This window comes from Gemmatimonadaceae bacterium (genome assembly GCA_035633115.1).
GTDB lineage: Bacteria > Gemmatimonadota > Gemmatimonadetes > Gemmatimonadales > Gemmatimonadaceae > UBA4720.
On record DASQFN010000068.1, the window covers coordinates 1 to 20461 of the forward strand.

Consider the following 20461-nt stretch of genomic DNA (forward strand, 5'->3'; position numbering starts at 1 on the left):
AGCGGCAGCAGGACGACCGTCACCGGCGGTATTGTCGCAACCAACCTGGAGGTGACGAGTAACAGCCAGCTATACGTATCAAGCCCTACCGGCGGACTCCCGGGCGAGAGTCTGTTCAAGCGGGTCTCACTGGTCGAGTGACGAGAGCCTAGGCCGCCAGCGACTCCACCGGGGCGTCAGGAACCGGGACGAACTCCCCTTCCCAGCGCGCCATCACAACAGTCGCGAGGCAGTTCCCGACGAGATTGACTGTCGTCCGCGCCATGTCCATCAGCTCGTCCACTCCGAGAATCAGCGCGACGGCCTCGAGCGGCAGACCGAACGTCGCCAGCGTCCCTGAGAGAATCACCAGTGACGCCCGCGGGACAGCTGCAACTCCCTTGCTCGTCAGCATGAGCGTGAGCATCATGATCAGCTGCTGGCCAAGTGTCATGTCGACCCCGGCCGCCTGCGCGGCGAACACGGACGCCACCGCAAGGTACAGCGTCGTCCCGTCGAGGTTGAACGAGTAGCCCGTCGGCATCACGAACGCCACGATGCGCCGCGGCACGCCAATCCGCTCCATCGCCTGCATCGCGCTCGGCAGAGCAGCTTCCGACGACGTCGTGGAGAACGCAATCAGTGCCGGCGCCTTCACCGCCTGGAGGAACTGCCTCATCGGAACCTTGAAGAAGTACGCGATCGGCACGAGCACGAACACGACGAGTACGATGAGGGCACCGTAGAGCGTGAGTATCAGCTTGCCGAGGTTGATCAGCACGCCGATGCCGCTGTGACCCACCGTCACGGCCATCGCGGCGCCGATCCCGATTGGCGCGAAGCGCATCACTATGCCGGTGAACTTGAACATCACTTCCGCGAGCCCCTCGCAGCCCGCGAGCACAATCTCCTTTGGCCGGCCCCTGACCTGGGACAGAGCCACCGCAAACAAAATCGAGAAAAATACAATCTGAAGAACGTCGTTTTTCGAGGCGGCCTCGAAGAAGCTGGTGGGGACGATGTGCTCGATGAAAGCTGAGGCTGTCGGGGTATTGCTCGCGAGCGCTTTCCCCTGCTCCGCCGAGGCGGCGAGCACGACGCCGTCTCCGGGCCGGACGATGTTCGCCGCGGCAAGACCGATGAACAGCGCGAGCGTCGTGACGATCTCGAAATAGAGAATCGACTTGAACGCGAGACGACCCACTCGCTTCATGTCGTCGCCATGTCCCGCTATCCCGACAACCAGTGTTCCGAAGATGATCGGCACGATGATCGACTTGATCATCCGCAGGAAGACGTTGGAGAAGACCTTGAGCGAGGCGGAGAATTCGGGCGCGAGCCATCCCACGAGGACGCCGATGACCATCGCGATGAGGATCCACTTTGTGAGTGAGACCCGACGGAGCTGGGTGAAAATGTTCAAGCTTCGATCCCCGTTTGCGGCGCGACAGGGAGACTCCCGCGCCGGAGGGTGGACTTGCGATATCCGTACAGGAAATAAATCGCGATGCCGATAAGCAGCCAGACCCCAAATCGCTGCCACGCGCGGACCGGCAGCCCGAACATGATGTAGATGCACGCCCCCGCCCCGAGCAGTGTCACCGGCCATACGAACGGGACGCGGAACGGTCGCGGACGGTCCGGCTCGGTGTAGCGAAGCACGAGCACGCCGATACATACGATCGCGAACGCGGACAGTGTTCCGATATTCGTGAGGTCGTAGATCTCGTTCTCCTCAGCGAGGAGAGCACCCACGGCGACCGCGATTCCGGTCACCAGCGTCGTAATGTGCGGCACACGCGATTTGTGATGAACCTTCGATGCCCATCGCGGCAGCAGTCCGTCGCGCCCCATCGCGTAGAAAATTCGTGGCTGGCCGTACTGGAACACGAGCAGCACGGCAGTGAGCGAGACCACTGCGCCGAGCGACACAATCCAGCTGACGGTGGTCAGTCCCGCAAGTGTGAGAGCCCTGGCCAGCGGATCGGCCCCCTTGAGATCCTGGTACGGCACCATTCCGGTCGCCACCGCGCCGACTATCACGTAAATGACAGTACAGATTGCGAGGCCACCCAGAATTCCTATGGGCATGTTTCTCTGCGGATTCTTCGTCTCTTCGGCGGCCGTCGAGATTGCGTCGAATCCGATGTAGGCAAAGAATATGATCGCTGCACCCTGGTGAATCCCGCGCCAGCCATTCGGCGCAAACGGCACGTAGTTCGACGTGTCGATGTGCATCGCTCCGACTACAACGAACAAGCCGAGCACGAGCAGCTTGATGACGACCATGATGTTGTTCGCGCGCGCACTTTCCCGCACTCCGCGCAACAGAAGCCAGGTGATCGCCATGACGATCGCAAAGGCCGGAATGTTCACGAGCACCGGAATGCCGGCTATTCTGGGCGCCGTCTGGAGGAGACCGTGAATGGCGGGGTCCGAGCTCAGAAGCGCGGCGCGGTATCCGTGAGTGGTCCAGGCCGGAAGATCAATTCCGAACGCCGTGAGAAACGATGTGAAGTATCCGCTCCATGCAACGGCCACGGCGATGTTGCCGACCGCGTATTCGAGTATGAGGTCCCAGCCAATGATCCACGCGACGACCTCGCCGAGCGTCGCGTACGAGTACGCGTAAGCGCTGCCCGCCTGCGGTATCATCGAGGCCAGCTCTGCGTAGCACAGCGCCGCCAGCGCGCAAACGGCGCCAAGCAGAATGAACGAGATGATGAGTGCGGGGCCTGCACCGTATCTGACAACTACGCCGCTGGGAAGGATCTCCCCTGCGGCTGCGGTCCCGATGGATGAGAATATTCCGGCGCCGATGACTGCGCCGATGGCCAGCATTATCAGGTCGCCGGCTCCCAACGCCCTCTTCAGGGCGTTGGGATGACCTTCCTCCGCGAGCAGCTCCGATATCGGCTTCCGCGCGAAGAGGGACATGTGCCGCTGTTACTTCTCGATCCGCATGGCGTAGAATGACCGCCAGACGAAGGTTACTGAGACTCCGAGGAAGAGCGCGGCGAGGACGTGGGTGAGTATCGGACCGCGCTGCTCCGCGAGCGACACAGCGAGCTCGACGGCGAGAAGGCCGAAGAGCGTCGTGAACTTGATGATCGGGTTGAGAGCAACCGACGACGTGTCCTTGAACGGATCGCCGACAGTGTCGCCGACGACGGTCGCCGCGTGGAGAGGTGTTCCCTTCTCCTTCAGCTCCACCTCGACGATTTTCTTCGCGTTGTCCCAGGCGCCGCCCGCATTCGCCATGAAGATCGCCTGGTAAAGCCCGAAGATCGCGATGGATATCAGGTAGCCGATGAAGAAATACGGCTCCACGAAAGCAAAGCCGAGTGTCGCGAAGAACACCGTAAGGAAGATGTTGAACATTCCCTTCTGGGCGTACCTGGTGCAGATCTCGACGACTTTCTTGCTGTCCGCAATCGATGCCTTTTCAGTCGACTCGAGATTGATGTTGGCCTTGATGAATTCAACGGCCCTGTACGCCCCGGTCGTTACCGCCTGAGTCGATGCGCCCGTGAACCAGTAGATGATCGCTCCGCCGGTGATCAGCCCGAGCAGAAACGGCGGATGCATCAGCGAGAGAAATGGCAGGAATTCCGGCTGCAGTCCCTCTGTGAGGCTCATGATGATCGAGAAGATCATCGTCGTGGCCCCAACGACCGCCGTCCCGATGAGAACGGGCTTTGCCGTCGCCTTGAAAGTGTTGCCGGCACCGTCGTTCGCTTCGAGCAGGTGCTTGGCACGCTCGAAGTTCGGAGTGAAGGCGTGGTCGCGCTGCAGCTCTGCGGCGACGCCCGGGAGCTGCTCGATGGTGGAGAGCTCGAAGATCGACTGTGCGTTATCCGTCACCGGACCATAGGAATCGACGGCGATCGTGACCGGACCCATTCCAAGGAATCCGAACGCAACGAGGCCGAACGCGAACACGGCGGGCGCGAGCATGATGGCGCCCATCCCGAGTGTACTCACGCCATAGCCAATCGACATCAGCACCATGATCGTCATGCCCAGCCAGTAGGCGCTGAAGTTTCCGGCCACGAGGCCCGAAAGGATGTTGAGCGACGCTCCGCCCTCGCGCGACGACGTCACGACTTCGGCGACGTGACGCGACTCCGTCGACGTGAAGATCTTCACGAGCTCGGGAATGATCGCTCCGGCGAGCGTGCCGCACGTGATGATCGCCGACAGCTTCCACCAGAGCGACGTATCACCGCCGATGTCGGGAATCAGGAAGAACGAGACGACAAAGGTCAACGCTACCGAGACCAGCGAAGTGAGCCACACGAGTGACGTCAGCGGCGCTTCGTAATTCATCTCGTCGGCCGTTACGTAGCGGCCGCGGGCAATCGCTTCGTTGACGAGGTAGGATGCTCCGCTGGCGATGATCATCATCACGCGCATGGCGAAGATCCACACGAGCAGCTGCACCTGCGTTGCCGGGTCGCGCACCGCCAGAAGGATGAACGAGATCAGCGCGACGCCTGTTACGCCGTAGGTCTCGAATCCGTCGGCGCTCGGCCCCACCGAGTCGCCGGCGTTATCGCCTGTGCAGTCGGCGATGACACCGGGGTTCCGCGCGTCGTCTTCCTTCACGTTGAAGACGATCTTCATGAGATCGGCTCCGATGTCGGCGATTTTCGTGAAGATTCCTCCGGCAATTCGCAGAGCGGCCGCGCCGAGGGATTCGCCGATTGCGAAGCCGATGAAGCATGGACCTGCGTAGTCACCTGGAATGAACAGAAGGATGCAGAGCATGATCAGCAGCTCTACCGAGATGAGCGCCATTCCGATGCTCATGCCTGCCTTGAGGGGAATAGCGTAACACGGGTAGGGTTTTCCGCGAAGGCTTGCGAACGCAGTGCGGGAATTCGCGAAGGTGTTGATTCGGATGCCGAACCAGGCGACGCCGTAGCTCCCGCCTATGCCCACGAGGCTGAACGCCAGGATGATCGCGACCTTTATCGGCTCGAACGCGAGGAGCCAGCCGAAGTAAAGGAGAATGACGAACCCGATGAAGAGCTCGAGAATCAGAATGAATTTTCCCTGGGTGATGAGGTACGTCTTGCAGGTCTCGTAGATCAGCTCGGATATCTCGCGCATGGACTCGTGCACCGCCATCCGCTTGAGCTGGCCATAGATGATGAGTCCGAACAGGAGGCCCGCGGCGCAGACGAGGAGGCCGGCCATCAGTAGACTTCGACCGTCGATCCCCATGAAATCGACCGACGAGAGGTCGGGGATCACGAGACTCGCCTCGCCCCCGGGGCGATGAGCAGGAACCTGGACCTGCGCCGAGTCCTGAGGCGGTGTACCGACCTGAGCCAGAGCGGGGGGCGCGAGAATCGACACGCCGGCAAGCCCGAGCAGAGCGGCAAGCATCAAGGGAGCCGCGCGGCGTAAGGCCGGGTGTACCAAAACTTTCATTGCTGATCTCCTGGGGGTTACTTGCAAAATTGGCGTCGTTCTTTCGGGCGGCGCCAAATTGATTGCTAGGGTTGATGCTACAGTTGAAACACGGACGCCGACTCGACTAAGGCTGCGGCTCCGCCTTCCGCCAAAGGAAGTAAACCGGAATGCCGAGTGCTACGAGCACGAGACCCGACAGTGCCTGCACGCGGGTCGTCTCGGAAATCAGAAGCACCACGGCAACGGTCAGGGCGAGCACGATATATAGCGCCGGGAGAACCGGATATCCCACCGCCTTGTACGGCCGTTCCGCATCCGGGCGCTTGCTGCGCAGAATAAAAAGTCCAATCGTCGTGAATGCGTAAAATATCAGGGCGGCGAAGATGACGTAATTGAGCAATTGACCGTATGTCCCGGTGAGGCACAGCAGGCTTGTCCAGATTGCCTGGGACACAAGTGCGACGGCCGGAACGTGGTTCTTGCTGAGAGTGCCGACGCTCTTGAAGAAAAGACGGTCCTTCGCCATCGCATAGTAAACGCGCGCGCCTGAGAGAATCAGGCCATTGTTGCAGCCGAAGGTCGAGATGAGAATTGCCGCAGCCATCAGACTGCCGCCAATCGGCCCGAATATCATCTCGGCGGCCGCGCTTCCGACACGGTCCTGCGTCGCGTGCTGGATGCCGCGCTCGAGCACGGTCGCACCTTCCTTGATGCCCTGCAGCGGCAGCACGTTGAGATAGGCGACGTTAGCCAGGAGGTACAGGAGCGTTACCAGACCTGTTCCGAGGAATAAAGCCAGCGGAAGATTGCGCTGCGGATTTTTGACCTCCGCCGCGGTGAAGGTGACGTTGTTCCACGCGTCGCTTGCGAACAGCGATCCGACGAGCGAAGCGCCGAAGGCGATCATGAACACCGACGTGATCGACACGTTGCCGGTGAACGCGCCGGGTCCGAAATTGGCCGCGAGCGCCTCGGCGTTCCGGCCAATTGTCAGTCCCAGGATGATGAGCGCCGCGAGCGCACCGGTCTTGATGAGGGTAAGGCTGGTCTGGACGAACTTTCCCTCGCGAATCCCTCGAAGGTTGATCCAGGTGAGAACCCAGATCGATATGAGCGCGATAAGTCGCTGCGGAGACAGGCCGACATCGATCACTCCGCCTGGCGAATTGATGGAGAAATGCGGAAACCAGGCGTACAGGTCGGGCGTGATCGCCGGCCAGAGGACGCCGAGAAATCGTCCGAAGGCCACGGCGACTGCTGCGATGGTGCCGGTCTGGATGACGATGAACAGGGTCCATCCATATAGAAAGCCCATTAGAGGGCCCATTGATTCACGCAGAAATACGTACTGCCCTCCGGCGCGTGGATACATTGCCGCGAGCTCGCCGTAGGCGAGAGCTCCGAGCATCGTGATGACGCCGGCGGCAATCCACGCAAGCATGAGCCAGAGCGGGGATCCGACGCTCCGCGAGATGTCCGCGGAGACGATGAAGATGCCCGATCCGATCATCGACCCAGCGACGAGCATGGTCGCGTCGGTGAGCGTCATGGCCTTGACGAATCCGGCGGACGACGATCGGGTCTCGTCGGTTTCGATTCTCTCGGCGGTGCTGGCCATCCGGCGTCTCCGGGGTGGTGGGTTGGCGCGCGCGGAATTTACCAATCCCAGAGTGAGAGGGCTAGGCAGTGATTGTGTTTAATCCGCCGTCCGCAGTTAATTCGGCGGCGGCACTGCTTTTAGCTGTTAGCAACACTAGCTCTTAGCTCGTTAGCGTTGACGGCGCGCGCAACTCCTGATTCGGTTCGCAAAATGATGCGCGCCAGAGCACTGCTTGAATGACGAGGACGACTTGTAACGGCTAACGAGCTAAGAGCTAGTGTTGCTAACAGCTAACAGCTGCGCGACTGCGGATTGGAAAACCCCAAGACGTCAGAAAATAAATTGAATGTCAACCGTATCGCGCACCGGCGTCCCATCCGTGCGAACTCCGGGCCGAAAGCGCAGTGACATCAGCACCTCGCGCAGCTTGCGATTATATCCCCCATCCCTCGACGGATTGAATCCCAGCAGCGTCGCTTTTCCCTTCTCGTCGACGTCGAACCACGCTATCAAGTGATAGCCTTTCACGCTTCCCGGCGCGGGCAGCGGCGGCAGGAAAAACTGCGTCGGTGTTGGCGGATACGCTCCCGCGGGTCCACCGCCGGTGCCTGGGCCAGCCGAGCTTCCGGTCCCTGTGCCCACCCCTGATCCAATCCCGCCGCCCGTTCCGGGCCCTGCCCCGGGACCGCCGCTCGTCCCGGTTCCCACACCCGCTGCGGGTCCGGTGGCCACTACATTCGGCTGCGTCGAGGGCTGGGGAGGGACCGGCGGCGTAGGAGGCACAACTGGCTTTGGTGGCTCGAGCTTAGGCGGAATCACTTCCTTCACTGCATCGGCGGCTGGCCGGAGCGTCACATATTGCAGACGCTGCTCCGCGCTCGCGCCGCCGCTGCCACCACCTCCGCCACCGGCTGGTCCCGGTCCACCGCCCCCGAGTGCGGGCTCGCCCTTGAATTGATCAGAGGCGAGCGGATACAGAACGAGGAAAATGATCAGGGCATGCGCAAAAAGAGAGGCGGCGACACCCTGCCACCGCCCCCCCCCCTCTCTCTTGCTCGGAACGCCGACAGGCGGACGATAGCGAGCTTCTCTACCCGTGCCGGTCGGCGGCGCTTTGTGGGTCTCTACTGTGTGGTTTCCTTCGGCGAAACGCCGATGACTTTCACGCCCGCCCCGCGCGCGACGTCCATTGCGTAAATCACCTGCTCGTACTTCACGCCCTTCGGTGAGCCCTTGACGAAAATGATCTTCTCAGGCCGCCCATTGTAAATCTCCGTGAGGCGCGCAAGAAGCCGGTCCTTCGGGATCGCCTCCTTGTTCACGAAATACTTTTCCCCGGGCATGACCTCGAGCACGATCTGCGGCGGCGGGTTTGCACTTGACTCCTGCTCCGTCGGATCAGGCAGCTGAAGATCGATTGCCTTCCGCGACATCGGCACAACGAGCATGAAGATGATCAGAAGCACCAGCAGCACGTCGATCATCGGCGTGACGTTGATGTCATTGGTGAGGCCTTTTGCCGTCCCTTGCATTGACATTACTTGGCCCCTTCCTTCGTTCCCAGACCCATTATCCGGTCCGTCTGCACCAGTGATACCGTGCCGGGCTTCTGATCGGTGATCATTCCGGTAACTGCGACGTGGTTATGTGCCGCGATGTCGAGAGCGTCGAGGACCTTGCCGTACTCGAGGTCCTTGTGCGCCTTGATGTACAGGAGCTTGTCCTCTTCGCGGTTCTCGTAGATCGCCTTGAGCCGCTGCGGCAGCTCAGCATTGGGAATCGCGGCCTTGTTCAGGAAATACTGCCCATCTGCATCGATGCCGAGCACCTGGTCGCGCTCCTCTTCAGGATGCGGTTTCAGGTTGGTGCCCTGCGGCGGAACGGCCTGGAAGCCGGCGCTGATGGCAGGCACCACGAGCATGAAGATGATCAGCAGCACCAGCATGACGTCGATCATCGGCGTCACGTTCGGCTCCGCCTTTATCTCGCCTCCAGAGCTGGGTGACATTGACATGAGTGAATGCCTCCCGCTCTACTGCGAGATCGGGGCGTTGCCCGACGAAGCGGTAGTGTTGAATTCGCGGGTGAAGCGCGAGCGGCCGAACTCCCCACTCACGTTCTTGATCATGTAGTCGATCATTTCCTTCGACGTGTAGGTCATCTCCGCGGTCAGGTTGTCGATCTTCACCTGGAAGAAGTTGTATGCCCACACGGCGGGAATGGCGACGAGGAGACCGAACGCGGTGGTGATCAGCGCTTCGGCGACACCGGCGGAGATCGCGGACAGTCCGCCCGATCCCGATGCGGCCATTCCGACGAACGCATTCACGATTCCCATCGTTGTTCCGAGGAGGCCGACGAAGGGCGCGGTAGCTCCGACCGTTGCGAGAACGCCGAGGCCGCGCTTCAGGTCGGTGACGGTCATCAGCATCTCGCGCTCTACGGCGCGCTCGGCTGAATTGATGTCTCCGACTGTGACGGTGCCGTCCTGAATGAGGGGCTTGATCTCGCCCAGCGCTCCGCCAAGAACGCGGGCGACGTGCGACTTCTTGTATTTGTCAGCGAGAGTGACAGCTTCGTTGAGGTTGTCTTCCTCGAGGAACTGCGAAAACTCGGGCGCGAACTTGCGGGTCTCGGCCTGCGCCTTGCGAAGGTCCCACCACTTCTTGATGGTGATCGACAGCGACCATATGGACTGAATCGCGAGAACGAACACGATCCCGCGGGCGAAACTGCCCATCTGGCTCCAAAGATCAAGCAGCGAAAGTTGCATTGAGAGTAGTCTCCGGGTGTGGGTTATCTATCGAGCTTGAACTGGAAGCTCTGCTGGACGAGCTGACGCACTTTCTTGCCGCCAACCTCCGCCGCGTAGAACCGCATCTGCGGCATCGCCGAGCGGACGGCTGAGGCGAAGAGGTCGTTTGTTGCCTTGAGCACCTTGAAAGAGCCGGTCTCTGCGCGGCCTTCCTCGTTCACGATGAACTGCGCCTGCACTTCGCCCTCGACGCCAGAGGAGCGCAGAGCGTCGGGATAGCGCGGAGTTCCGGTTCCGACAATCTGCTGCACCGGCTTCTCAACCTGGAACTCGAAGTACGGCTCATTGCCAATTCGCTGCGGCGTCCCGCCCTCGACTCCCTTCGCGATGCCGCCCTTCACTCCCTTGCCGCTGAAGTCGGCTTCGTCAGTGACCTTTTTCGTGAGGTCGATGTCGGGAATCTTGATCGGAATCTCGACCGGCGCGCGCAGCACCTGGAATCCCTTCGGCGGAGGTGCCTTGAAGACTTCCTTCGGCGGCGGTGGTGGAGGAGGTGGCTCCTTCGGCTTCGGCGGCTCCTTCTTCATCTCGACGAACTGGATCTTCTGGTTCTTCGTCTTGTCGTCGGCGATGCCCGCGTTGGCGGTGACGACGACGGCGGCCCCGATCAGCGAACCGTGGAACACGATGCTGAACAACGTTCCGCCCGCCATCTTCTGCTTCTTCGGCTGCGATTCGATCAGTTGATTGAACATTGGGTTACCGGGTGGGGATTTTCGTTGTCATTTACGTTATTCCACTCGTCCGGCCGATGTAATGCCGCGAAGATTAAGAATCAATGAAATCGGCCTTAATCGAATCTTCATTCTGCTGGTGATTCCTCCGGCAGCCGAGCGGGCAGCGGCAGTGTGACGGTGAAGAGACTCCCCCGGCCCAGACGAGACGACGCAGTTAGGGTGCCACCGTGTGCCTGGGCGATCCATTGGCTGATCGCGAGTCCGAGTCCGAACCCGCCGCGCTCGGACATGCGCGACCGCGCTCGATCCGCGCGCCAGAACCTCTCGAAGATGTGCGGCACGTCGGCCGCGGCGATGCCGATTCCCGTGTCGCGAACCGCGAACGTGACGTTGTCGGGATGCAGACCAAGCCCCAGCTCCACTTTCCCGCCGGCGGGGGTGTACTTGATTGCGTTCGTCACAAGATTGAGAAACAGCTGGCGCAGCCTCGTCGGATCTCCCATCACCGTCACGTCGGCCGTGAATGGAAAATTCACGGTGACGCCGGCCCCTTCGCCCAGTATCACCGCCGTCTCGTGGATGTCCTGCACCAGCGGCTTGAGAGCAACCGGTTCCTTGTGAATGTCGAACCTTCCTTCGTCTGCCCGCGCGAGCGTGAGCAGACTTTCTACCAGATCGGCCATCCGAGTCGTTTCCTGCAGCGCTTCCTCGAGCGCAACCAGCTGCTCGCTCGGCGGAGTATGGTCGGTCATAGCGCGCTCGACATCGGCGCGCAGCACGGCGAGCGGAGTCTTCAGCTCGTGACTCGCGTCAGCCGTGAATCGGCGAAGCCCCATGAACGATGTCTCGAGACGCGCGATCATCGCATTGAGAGTGCCGACGAGCTCCTCGAATTCCTGACCCGCGTGATCCATGCTGAGGCGACGGTGAAGGCTGCGTCCGTCGGTGATGGCCGCCACGTCGTGGTTGATCTTGGAGATTCTCTGAGCGGTGAGCCCGGTGGCCGTCCACGCGAGCCACCCGGCGAGGAGGATAATCAGCGGGGCGATGAAGAACAGGACGATCCGGTACTCCCGTGGCAGCGTCGTGATCCTGGACGTCGTGACACCGACAATCACGCGTCCCAGAGTGCCGGCGGTGGTGTCCGAAACCTGACGGGAGACGAGCAGCAGCTCCTCGACACCGGGCAGAGACACGACGGCGGCCGAATCGTTGGGAAGGCCGGATATCCTGGCAAGCAGGGTGTCGCTCACCTCCTCAGGCAGCTGACGCATCATCGTCGAGAGGTAGAGAGCCACCCCCAGCTGGTCCACGACGACGAGGTAATCCGGAAACGCGTCAAGCAGGGTTCGCAGATGGGGCGTGACGATCTGTGTCTCCGGCGGAGTATTCGGTCCGACGATCACTGCCTTCTGCGCCGACGCAGCATCCTGCACCAGCGTCGCCGCTACATCCGCCTGGGTGACTGCATAGCGTGCGACATCACGGTAGAGAGAAGCGTTGCGAACGGTCCACAGGGTGAGCGCGAGCGCCGCGGTGACCGCGATGAGCGCCCCCGTGAAGGCGAGCGTCAGATTGGTTCGCGTGGAAGCCACGCGGTCTCAGCCCTTTGCCGGAATGCTGTCGGCGCGTATCACGTAGCCAACGCCCCGGATTGTATGGATCAGCTTCGTCGGATGCGAGGCGTCGATTTTCTTGCGCAGATGATTGATGACGACGTCGACGATGTTCGTGCCCGGGTCGAAGTGGTAGCCCCACGCGTACTCGGTGATGAGTGTGCGGCTCATGACGCGCCCTGCGTGCCTCATGAGATACTCCAGCACGGTGTACTCTTTCGGCGTGAGCTCGATGGTCGTGCCGGCGCGAGCGACCTCGCGCGTGTCGAGATGCAGCTCCAGATCGGCCACCCTTAGCGCCGGTGACGCAAGAACGCGGGGGCGGCGCGACAACGCCTCGACCCGGGCGAGCAGCTCCTCGAACGCGAATGGCTTGGTGACATAGTCATCGGCGCCGGCGCGGAGGGTCTCGACCTTGGCGTCGATCGCATCCTGCGCGGTGAGTACCAGGACCGGGCGCTCGAAGCCGCGCCCGCGCAAGTCGTGCAGCACCTGCAGCCCTGACTTTCCGGGGAGCCGCATGTCGAGGATGATCAGGTCGTAATTTCCCGCCGCCGCCATCCGCTCGCCCTCGTCGCCGCTGCCGATGAGGTCCACTCCCCATCGCTGCTGCTCGAGCCCGCGCTTTACGAACTGACCGACGGTGGGATCATCCTCAATGACGAGGATCTTCATTTTGGAGAATCTACAACAACAGCTTGGCCACAGAGACACAGAGGATCAGAGAACGGCGCAACCTCGTCAAACAGGTTACGCCGTTCTCTGATCCTCTGTGTCTCTGTGGCTAGCCGTTGTTGTAGTTCTCGAGTTACTCTCGGTCAGTATTCGACCCAGTTGTCGACCCACGTATTTGGCAGTGGTATCAAAGCGCCGAGCGACATGAGCGCTTTGGCCAGCTCGCACGAGTTGTACTGGTACTCCTTCGTCCCGTTCACGACGTTGATCGGCACGTTCTGCCCGAGCTTCACGTTGAGCGCGCTGATTATCGCTCCCTCGATGAAATTGTTCCCGTTGCCGGTGATGTCACCACCAACGAGCACGAGGCCCTTCCAGTTGAACGTCGCGCCGCTGCCCGTGTCGAGGTTGCCGGTCACGATCAGCACTCCGCGGCCGTTGTTGAAGCCCGAGGTGTTCGCGTCGCCGATGAACTTGATGACCGGGTAGTAGCTGGTGTCCGCAAACGACGGAATGGCGTCAGGCGGGATCGTGAACTGAGGCGTGAGCGCGCTGCCGTTCGTGATTCCCTTCCATCGCACCTTCACCTGGGCCGCCGCTTCCTGTGGCGTCATGCCAAGGGTGTCGACGCTGTCCGCCGTCTCCGGCTGATTGAATCCCGGCACCTGCGGGATGGCGACGCCCGCGAGGGCCGCCGAGTCTCCGCAGGCGTCAACGCCAAGAAACGATCCGGAGTTTCCGTTCTTCTTGATGCCGCTCAAGGCGGTCCATCCCGCGAGGACTTCAATGTTGGCCGGCTCCCACGCCGCGTACTGCGCTACGGTTCGCACGCCCGCTGGTGTGCCGCCGATTGCGCCTTTGGTCTGCACTCCCTTGGAGCGTACTACGTAGAGGCCCGCCAGCGATCCCTGTTGCGGCCGGATGCGGTCGAGCTGCACATCGGCGTAGCCGCCCGTCATGTAGATCCGGATCGGCCCTTCCTTTACGGCGGGAGGAATGGATTTGTAGTTGAGTGAGTCGCGCCGGACGAAGAACATCTGCAGACCTTGCTCCGCCAGCACGAACGCGCTCACCTGCGCCTTCTGATCGTCCACCCCGCGCCGCTCGGCAATGACAAGGGAGAAACCTGCAGCGAGCGAGATCGAGAGCACGCCTATCACAAGGATCGCGGCGGGAATCGCGAAGCCATCTCTGTTTCGGAGCGAAATCATTCGATTGATCTCCTGAATTAGTCGAGGCGGTTCTTGAAGAACACCGCGGTTTTGAAGGGCGCCAATGTCTTTGCGATCGAGCCGGAAGGGATTTGCTCGCTCATCCCGTTCATCACCAGCTCGACGCCGCGAAGCGTCGAGAGATCCGCAGGCGGAGCCGCCTGCGAGGTCTGGCTGCTCAACACGAAGAAATGGAACCTGGAACCGGCGTCGAACGGCGCCGCGAGCTCTTCAGTCGCGCCGGTCGCCATGACGGTCCGCCACAATCCGCGCATTCCCGGCACTGCGACGGATGGCTTGAACTCGTACTTGATGCGCCGGTACAGGAATACAGGCGTGCCGAAGCTGGCCGTGTCCGTAAGCTCCGGCGATATCTTGATGATCTTCGCGTTGCTCGCCGTGAGGGTGGCGATCAGAGCGGTGGTGCAAACCGTGACGTTTCCCGTCGCCACTGTCAGGCTGAAGTCCTCCACGTAGCGGTATTCACCCGAGCCGCCTCGCCAGGCGTATCCGGAAAACCCGGGAGCCGCGTACATCGCGGAGTCGACCGGCAGGAGGCTTATGTGCGTGAACGGACTGTTGTTCGCGCAGACAACGCCTATCGCGTATGGAACCCGGACCAGCAGTGCGGTATCAGAGGCCTCGACTACGCCGCCCAGTGCTTCGACCATTCTGAGATCCGAGACTACGCGATTGAGCGGCCCGCGCGAGACGTTCCTGGCGAGGTTGCCGCTCTTCTGGTGCGAGAAGTAGCGCGCCTGCGAGACGAGAACTCTCGACAGGGCCATCCCGATGATCGCGAGGATGACCATCCCGACGATGAGCTCTCCAATGGAAAGGCCGCGACGAAGTCCGCCGATTCTCATGAGCCCTCCGGGTCGTCGGTGTCGAGCGCATGCAGGGTATTGGCAGACGAGCGCACGAACACCGTGGTATCCGGCTTGTAGAGCGTGTTCGTCGGGGTGATGATCAGAATCACCTGCTTCGCCTTGAGCTCATAAATCTGAGAGATCAGCGAAACAGTTACGGTCCGTGTGTACGGGTACGGCATTGCGGTGCTGGTCAGAGTGCTCGTGCCGATAGCCAGACTGTCGAACGGCTGAGACTCGAGGAGATTCACCTGCTGCATCAGCACGCCGTTGCGGTACGCACTGCCGATGATGCGGTGCGACCGCGAGGTGATCTTGAACACCATCGCTGCGAGGGGTGTGAGCACCAGTGCGAGGAGCGTGATCGCGACGATCACTTCCAGGAGGATGAATCCACGCCGTTTCCCTTTGCGTGATTTCATCACAACGGCACCAGACGAACGAAGCCGGCGCTCGAGGCAAACACCGTCCGCACGTAGTCGCCCTGCGCGATCGTCACAGTGAACGACGTCGAGCCGATTCCGTTCGGCAGGACGTCGATCGTCGTCGGCGACGACGTGAGCGTGGTAAGCGAATACTCCGACTGTTTGTTCATCACGCGCGTCTGCAGCACGGTCCCCGACCCGCGATCGGTGAACACGTACGTCTGGGTGCTCGGGGTGAAGGTGAGTCGCACCGGCGCCCGCTGGCGGCCAGCCATCGCAAACCCGTTCTGAAGATCGGCGACCACGACCTGCGCGGCTCGGTTCACGCGTTCGTGTCCCATTATGCGAGCCATCTTCGGAATGCTGATCGCTACAAGCAACGCGACGACTATGAGCACGATCAGCATCTCGAGCATGCTGAATCCGGCAGTGCGTCCGCGCGGGCGATCTCCGAGCTTTCGTTGACCTGTATGAATCAGGCGGCTTGAATCAGGCGTCATTCGGTGGGTCCCGGAGAGTGCGCCGCGCACCCTTTGCCGCGGCAGCGAGCGGGGGCTTCAGCGCACCTCATTGACGAGCGGAGCAACGCGTCGTCACGCGCCGCCGGAATGCCGCGCTTTTTGCAGTCTTGCGTAATGCAACACTCGCGGATTCAGCCGCTCAAAACCCTCTAAACGACTTCCAAGAGAGACGAGATGACTGATGTAAAGACGATTGCCGGCAGGGCTACGATTCGCTGCCAGTTCTGCGGGAGCTGGAACAGGGTGGATGTCAGCCGGGCGGCCGATCGCCCCAAATGCGGGAAATGCGGAAAGCCGATGCTCCTCGACCGTCCGCTGCATCTCGACGACGAGAGCTTTGAGCGGACGATCGCGGAGAGCGAGGTGCCAATCTTGGTCGACTTCTATGCGGATTGGTGCGGGCCCTGCAAGATGATGGCGCCCGCGGTGGATCAGCTTGCTGCTAATTACACCGGACGTGCCGTTGTCGCGAAGCTCAACACCGACGCGTCACCAAAAACGTCGTTGTCGTTCAACATCCGCGGCATTCCCACGTCCATAATTTTCAGCGATGGCAAGGAAGTGGCGCGCCAGTCGGGGGCAATTCCCTACCAGGCTCTGGCAACACTGCTCGACAAGGCCATCTGATCCGGACGTTGCCACCGACAAACATCCGTATCATATTGGCGGCGCCCAGCCCGGCGTATCTCGCCGGGGAAATCCCTACTTCGACCCCGCTTTCGCCATGCGCCTCTCTGCTTCACGCCGCCTCAGCTACGGTGCCGTTGCCTGTACGCTGCTCGTCGCCGCCTGCACCCCTGATCTTGCAACCGGACCCGCCACACGGCACTCAGTCAGTGCGAGCGTTCGAAATCCGATCGTCTTCGTTCACGGATGGATGTCGACGAGTGCCGCTTTTACGACGATGGTCAGCCGGTTCAAGGCGGACGGGTGGACCGACGCCGAGATCCTGAGCTTCACCTACAACTCGAGCCAGTCGAACGCGGTGACGGCGCAGCTCATCAAGGCGAAAGTGGATTCGATCCTGGCGATCACTGGCGCGACCAAGGTCGACATAATCACGCACTCCATGGGCACGCTCTCGGCGCGCTACTACGTGAAGTACCTCGGCGGCGACGGGAAAGTGGATGCTCTAGTGGCCCTCGGCGGAACGAACCACGGGACCATGACGGCGTCGTTCTGCGCGCAGACGTCGTGCGTCGAGATGCGCTATCTCTCCAGGTTCGTGAACTCACTCAACGCTGGCGACGAGAGCTGGGGCACGCCGCGCTACGCGACGTGGTGGACGTCATGCGACGAGGTGATCTACCCGCAGAATAGCGCTGTGATCGCCGGCGCGGTCAACACGAAGACGGCGTGCATGAAGCACAGCCAGCTGAAGGAGAATGCAACCGTGTACGCGCAGGTGAAGTCAATGGTGGCGCAGCAGTAGCTGCGCCGCTCACGCAGGAGGCGGAGTACGCTCGCCTTTTCGTCGCTCGGTCACTTCCCGAGCCTGCCGCCTGCGCTCGCCTGCGGTCTCGATCAGGGCGAGCACGATGCGGAGCAAGCCGTACACGGCGAATCCGAAGCTGACGAGAACGGCGGCTGCAAGCAGCTGAGCGACGAGGGTCGAGAAGTCGCCCCTCATGAGTCCGATAGTCGCCCCGACGCAGACGATCACGGACGCAATCGTGATGAGGACTGCCGGGCCTATTCCCAACCCTGAAGGGCGGCGCGGCTTGCCTCTGACGGGGGTGCCTGCCGGTGCGGGATCAGTCATCAGGGAGATAGTATACGCCGCATTGTGACGAGCCGCTGAGGCTGCCCGTCAACCTGACATGCGAGGCTCTCTGAGATTGATTCCGCCGCTCGTGTTCGTGGCCGCCGCGTGCGTCGCCTGCTCCCGCGATGCCGCGGTTGCGCGCCGCTCAACCCAGCGAGAGCGCGACAGCGTTGTCAGCACGCTCCCGATTCCAGGCGCGAGCGTCGTGGGCAAGGCGTTGACTGTCTCAGACTCCGCGGCCAGCCGAGCGTCGCTGATGGACTCAGCTAGCCAGGACTGACCGCGAAGGACGATTCGGCTAGGCCGGAGGCGTTGGCCTCCCCTTCATGAAATGGTAGATAAGGGCGCCGACCCCAAGGACGAGCAGCAGATGGATCACCATTCCGCTCATCGGGCTAAGGAAGTAGGCGTATACCCAAAGCAGAATCAGCACCGAGGCAATTCCGAGCCACATTGATATACTCCTTGAAATTGGTGGGCTAACCGTGCGGAGAATGTGCGTGCGCATGGTCCTATCCGCAATTCCGAAGTTGCGATAGTAAAGAATCAGTTCAGGGAGCAGGTGGCAGGTTCGCGGTCAGGCGCAGCAGTACGTCGGGCCTGGCCGGCGGGGACTTCGCTCCGAACAAGTGTCGGAGCAGAAAGTATTCGGGCAGCGGACGATCATCGGTGATGAGTGGGCCGTTGCCGGCAAACGCCGCAACCTGATCGCCCTGGATCCAGACGAGCGTCGGAATTATTCTCGCCCAGTCATTCAACGTGCTGACTGGCGAATCGTATGCCGACGATAGGTCTTCAACTACACCCGGCAGTGAGAGCACGTCTCGAACAGCCGCGGGATCGAAGGCCATTGGATCATCCGAGCCGAGCATGTAGAATCCGTTGCGTCCGGGACCGAAGGCAACGATGACATGGGAGAAAACATCCCGGTACGTCCTGATGAACGCCTTGAACTCATCGACGCTTGCCTGACCATAAGGCACCCACTGCAATGCTATACCGCCTCGGTTAAGACGAGCTCTCGAAGCAACGAAATACTCACGCGAGGAGATCACTGAGACGCCGGAGCTCTCGATGGGCGGCGGGGGGTCGGTGACGATTATGTCGTATGTCTTGTCTGTCAGCTCGACGTGATTCCTCCCGTCGGCGATGATCACACGCCCCCGCGGATTTCTCAGAACCTGCGCAGCGTCCGGGTAAAACCACCGGAACATCTTCGGAACGGACGGCACCAGCTCCACCGCTTCGGTCCCAAGACCCGCGATTAGCGCGCCCCGGTAGGCCGACCCCATTCCAAAGGCCACTATAAGCTGCGTTCGCGAATTCGGACGCAGCATGAGCGGCAGTATCGGCATCAGCTTCACGTCAACTGTCAGAAAGCTCATCGAGACACCGGTAACCCAGAGCTGCTTGTCACCAAGCTCACCGGCTTGCACTGAAGCAATCTCGTCCTCGCGCGACTCGAACACGCGGCCTCGGCCGGCTTCGATCGACGCCTTCGCCGGATCGACGAAGATGCGACCACCGAACAGTGCAGTCACAACTGCCATCACAAGCGTTGCGCCGAACGCCCCAACCACGATGCGGGTTCGCATCACGCGAACGTCACCCTTTACCGCCAACGCGATTGCGACCCCAAGGTTTACGAGGGCGAGCAGCGCGATGGCCTTGGGCGACCCGACGGAGGGAATGACGAAAAAAGGTATGAGAAAGGTTCCGGCGATCGCTCCCAGCGTGTTTACCGACAACAGAAGTCCGGCATTCGTCGCTACTCGACCTTCGGGATCTGCGACGAGAGCGGAGATTGCCGGGAACGTCAGTCCCATGACGAACGTTGCCGGCAGCACAACCAGTGTTAACGGGTACAGAAAATCCGAGAAGAGAGATCCAAAGCTGTCAGTGAGATGCAGTAATACGCCCAGGTTTCTGAGAGTCCATGAAGCGGTCATGATCACGACCAGCATCGCGATCACGAGCTGGCCCTGCGCCAGCAAGCCGATCGTGTCTGTGATGCGAGGCCGGATCAAGTTGTACGTGACCGCACCGGCAGCTAATCCGATCAGAAAGACAGCGAGAATCGTGGTGAAGACATACGTTGAATTACCCGTCCCACTCGCGAGGAGTCGCATCCACAGCATCTGATATCCGAGCGATGTGAAGCCGGAAGCAAACGAAACGACGAGGGCCAGACGAAGACGACCCGTAGTCACCGCAAACGCGTCTCTTTGCTTTCGGTCGTTCACGCGCTCCGCCGAAGCGGGAATCGCATCGCGTCCCCGATCGATGATCAATGCGACGATTCCCGCGATCGCCGAGCAAAGAGCGCCAACAGTGAGAGTACCGGCGAGGCCGAGCAGCTCGATCAGAATAAAGCCGGCGACAATCGTTCCGATGATTGCACCGATCGTATTGGCCGCGTAAAGCTTCCCGAATGCGACGCTGAGGTTTGTTGGATCCCGAGTCAGGTAACGTGTGAGCGTTGGAAGTGTCGCGCCCATCAGGATCGTCGCCGGACCGAGAGCCAATAGCGACAGGCCGAAGCGGACAAGTGTCAGCAAGCCCGGATTGCCTTCGAGCGAGCCGAAAGCTCCCCTGTAGACTTCATGGAGCAGCCGAAAGCTGAACGGTGTCGCGAGAACGACGACGACGAGAATCAGCTCGAGAATTCCGTAGAGACGGAGCGGACGCGCAACGCGGTCACCGAGTCGCCCTCCCCAGGCACTGCCGACTGCCATTCCCCCGAAGAAGCCAGTCAGGATCGCCGAAACGGCTTGCGTGGTATTCCCAAACACGAGTACGAGCTGGCGCGCCCAGACGACTTCGTACACAAGGCCGGCAGCTCCCGACAGGATGAAAATTGCCAGTATCGGCCAGTGTCGTTTCACGA

21 protein-coding genes are annotated in these 20461 nt (G+C 61.1%); 3 read left to right on the forward strand and 18 right to left on the reverse strand.

All coding sequences use genetic code 11. The features are described from left to right. Positions 1-148 precede the first annotated feature (148 nt). The 15 genes from VES88_08665 to VES88_08735 all read right to left on the reverse strand — a co-directional run bounded on the left by VES88_08665 (position 149) and on the right by VES88_08735 (position 15788). Complete coding sequence (locus VES88_08665; protein HYN81559.1) at positions 149-1402, reverse strand: cation:dicarboxylase symporter family transporter; 1254 nt, start codon at positions 1400-1402, stop codon at positions 149-151. Further along, entirely contained in the window at positions 1399-2916 is a 1518-nt protein-coding gene (locus VES88_08670; GenBank protein ID HYN81560.1) for an amino acid permease, read from the reverse strand. The genes VES88_08665 and VES88_08670 overlap by 4 nt, the downstream gene beginning before the upstream one ends. Before the next feature lie 9 nt (positions 2917-2925). Beyond that, positions 2926-5418 carry a sodium-translocating pyrophosphatase gene (locus VES88_08675; GenBank protein HYN81561.1) on the reverse strand — a complete coding sequence of 831 codons (2493 nt, stop codon included), beginning with the start codon at positions 5416-5418 and terminating at the stop codon, positions 2926-2928. Positions 5419-5524: 106 nt separating this feature from the next. Then, positions 5525-7018: an amino acid permease gene (locus VES88_08680; GenBank protein HYN81562.1), complete on the reverse strand. Its 1494-nt coding sequence runs from the start codon at positions 7016-7018 to the stop codon at positions 5525-5527. 312 nt (positions 7019-7330) lie between these two features. Beyond that, positions 7331-7855, reverse strand: a complete 525-nt coding sequence (locus VES88_08685) for a hypothetical protein (protein ID HYN81563.1) — start codon at positions 7853-7855, stop codon at positions 7331-7333. 269 nt (positions 7856-8124) lie between these two features. Continuing rightward, positions 8125-8538: a biopolymer transporter ExbD gene (locus tag VES88_08690; GenBank protein HYN81564.1), complete on the reverse strand. Its 414-nt coding sequence runs from the start codon at positions 8536-8538 to the stop codon at positions 8125-8127. After that, positions 8538-9014, reverse strand: coding sequence for a biopolymer transporter ExbD (locus tag VES88_08695; GenBank protein HYN81565.1), 477 nt, complete (start codon positions 9012-9014; stop codon positions 8538-8540). Before VES88_08695 ends, VES88_08690 begins: the two co-directional genes overlap by 1 nt. 18 nt (positions 9015-9032) lie before the next feature. Further along, positions 9033-9773, reverse strand: coding sequence for a MotA/TolQ/ExbB proton channel family protein (locus VES88_08700; GenBank protein ID HYN81566.1), 741 nt, complete (start codon positions 9771-9773; stop codon positions 9033-9035). A gap of 23 nt (positions 9774-9796) precedes the next feature. Next, positions 9797-10510 (reverse strand): TonB family protein, encoded by a 714-nt coding sequence (locus tag VES88_08705; protein ID HYN81567.1) that lies wholly within the window; start codon positions 10508-10510, stop codon positions 9797-9799. A 107-nt stretch (positions 10511-10617) separates the two neighbouring features. After that, positions 10618-12087, reverse strand: coding sequence for an ATP-binding protein (locus VES88_08710; protein HYN81568.1), 1470 nt, complete (start codon positions 12085-12087; stop codon positions 10618-10620). Between the two features lie 6 nt (positions 12088-12093). After that, complete coding sequence (locus VES88_08715; GenBank protein ID HYN81569.1) at positions 12094-12783, reverse strand: response regulator transcription factor; 690 nt, start codon at positions 12781-12783, stop codon at positions 12094-12096. A 143-nt stretch (positions 12784-12926) separates the two neighbouring features. Further along, the gene (locus VES88_08720; GenBank protein ID HYN81570.1) at positions 12927-13994 is read right to left on the reverse strand and encodes a hypothetical protein; all 1068 of its coding nucleotides are present in this window, start codon (positions 13992-13994) and stop codon (positions 12927-12929) included. Positions 13995-14011: 17 nt separating this feature from the next. Then, positions 14012-14860: a hypothetical protein gene (locus tag VES88_08725; GenBank protein ID HYN81571.1), complete on the reverse strand. Its 849-nt coding sequence runs from the start codon at positions 14858-14860 to the stop codon at positions 14012-14014. Then, a complete protein-coding gene (locus VES88_08730) occupies positions 14857-15285 on the reverse strand; it encodes a prepilin-type N-terminal cleavage/methylation domain-containing protein (GenBank protein HYN81572.1) in 429 nt (142 codons plus the stop codon). The genes VES88_08725 and VES88_08730 overlap by 4 nt, the downstream gene beginning before the upstream one ends. Beyond that, positions 15285-15788 carry a prepilin-type N-terminal cleavage/methylation domain-containing protein gene (locus tag VES88_08735; GenBank protein ID HYN81573.1) on the reverse strand — a complete coding sequence of 168 codons (504 nt, stop codon included), beginning with the start codon at positions 15786-15788 and terminating at the stop codon, positions 15285-15287. Before VES88_08735 ends, VES88_08730 begins: the two co-directional genes overlap by 1 nt. A gap of 195 nt (positions 15789-15983) precedes the next feature. Between VES88_08735 and trxA the strand changes: the two genes are divergently transcribed. Further along, on the forward strand, positions 15984-16436 hold the full coding sequence (trxA, locus tag VES88_08740; GenBank protein HYN81574.1) for a thioredoxin: 453 nt from the start codon (positions 15984-15986) through the stop codon (positions 16434-16436). Between the two features lie 97 nt (positions 16437-16533). Then, entirely contained in the window at positions 16534-17241 is a 708-nt protein-coding gene (locus tag VES88_08745) for a triacylglycerol lipase (protein ID HYN81575.1), read from the forward strand. Positions 17242-17250: 9 nt separating this feature from the next. Here the strand turns inward: VES88_08745 and VES88_08750 are convergent, their stop codons facing one another. After that, entirely contained in the window at positions 17251-17571 is a 321-nt protein-coding gene (locus VES88_08750) for a hypothetical protein (GenBank protein HYN81576.1), read from the reverse strand. Between the two features lie 76 nt (positions 17572-17647). Here VES88_08750 and VES88_08755 point away from each other — a divergent pair, with 76 nt between their 5' ends. Continuing rightward, positions 17648-17854, forward strand: a complete 207-nt coding sequence (locus VES88_08755; protein ID HYN81577.1) for a hypothetical protein — start codon at positions 17648-17650, stop codon at positions 17852-17854. An 18-nt stretch (positions 17855-17872) separates the two neighbouring features. Here VES88_08755 and VES88_08760 read toward each other — a convergent pair whose 3' ends face one another. After that, complete coding sequence (locus VES88_08760; protein ID HYN81578.1) at positions 17873-18028, reverse strand: DUF5670 family protein; 156 nt, start codon at positions 18026-18028, stop codon at positions 17873-17875. Positions 18029-18125: 97 nt separating this feature from the next. Next, positions 18126-20459, reverse strand: coding sequence for a fused MFS/spermidine synthase (locus VES88_08765; protein HYN81579.1), 2334 nt, complete (start codon positions 20457-20459; stop codon positions 18126-18128). Positions 20460-20461 lie beyond the last annotated feature (2 nt).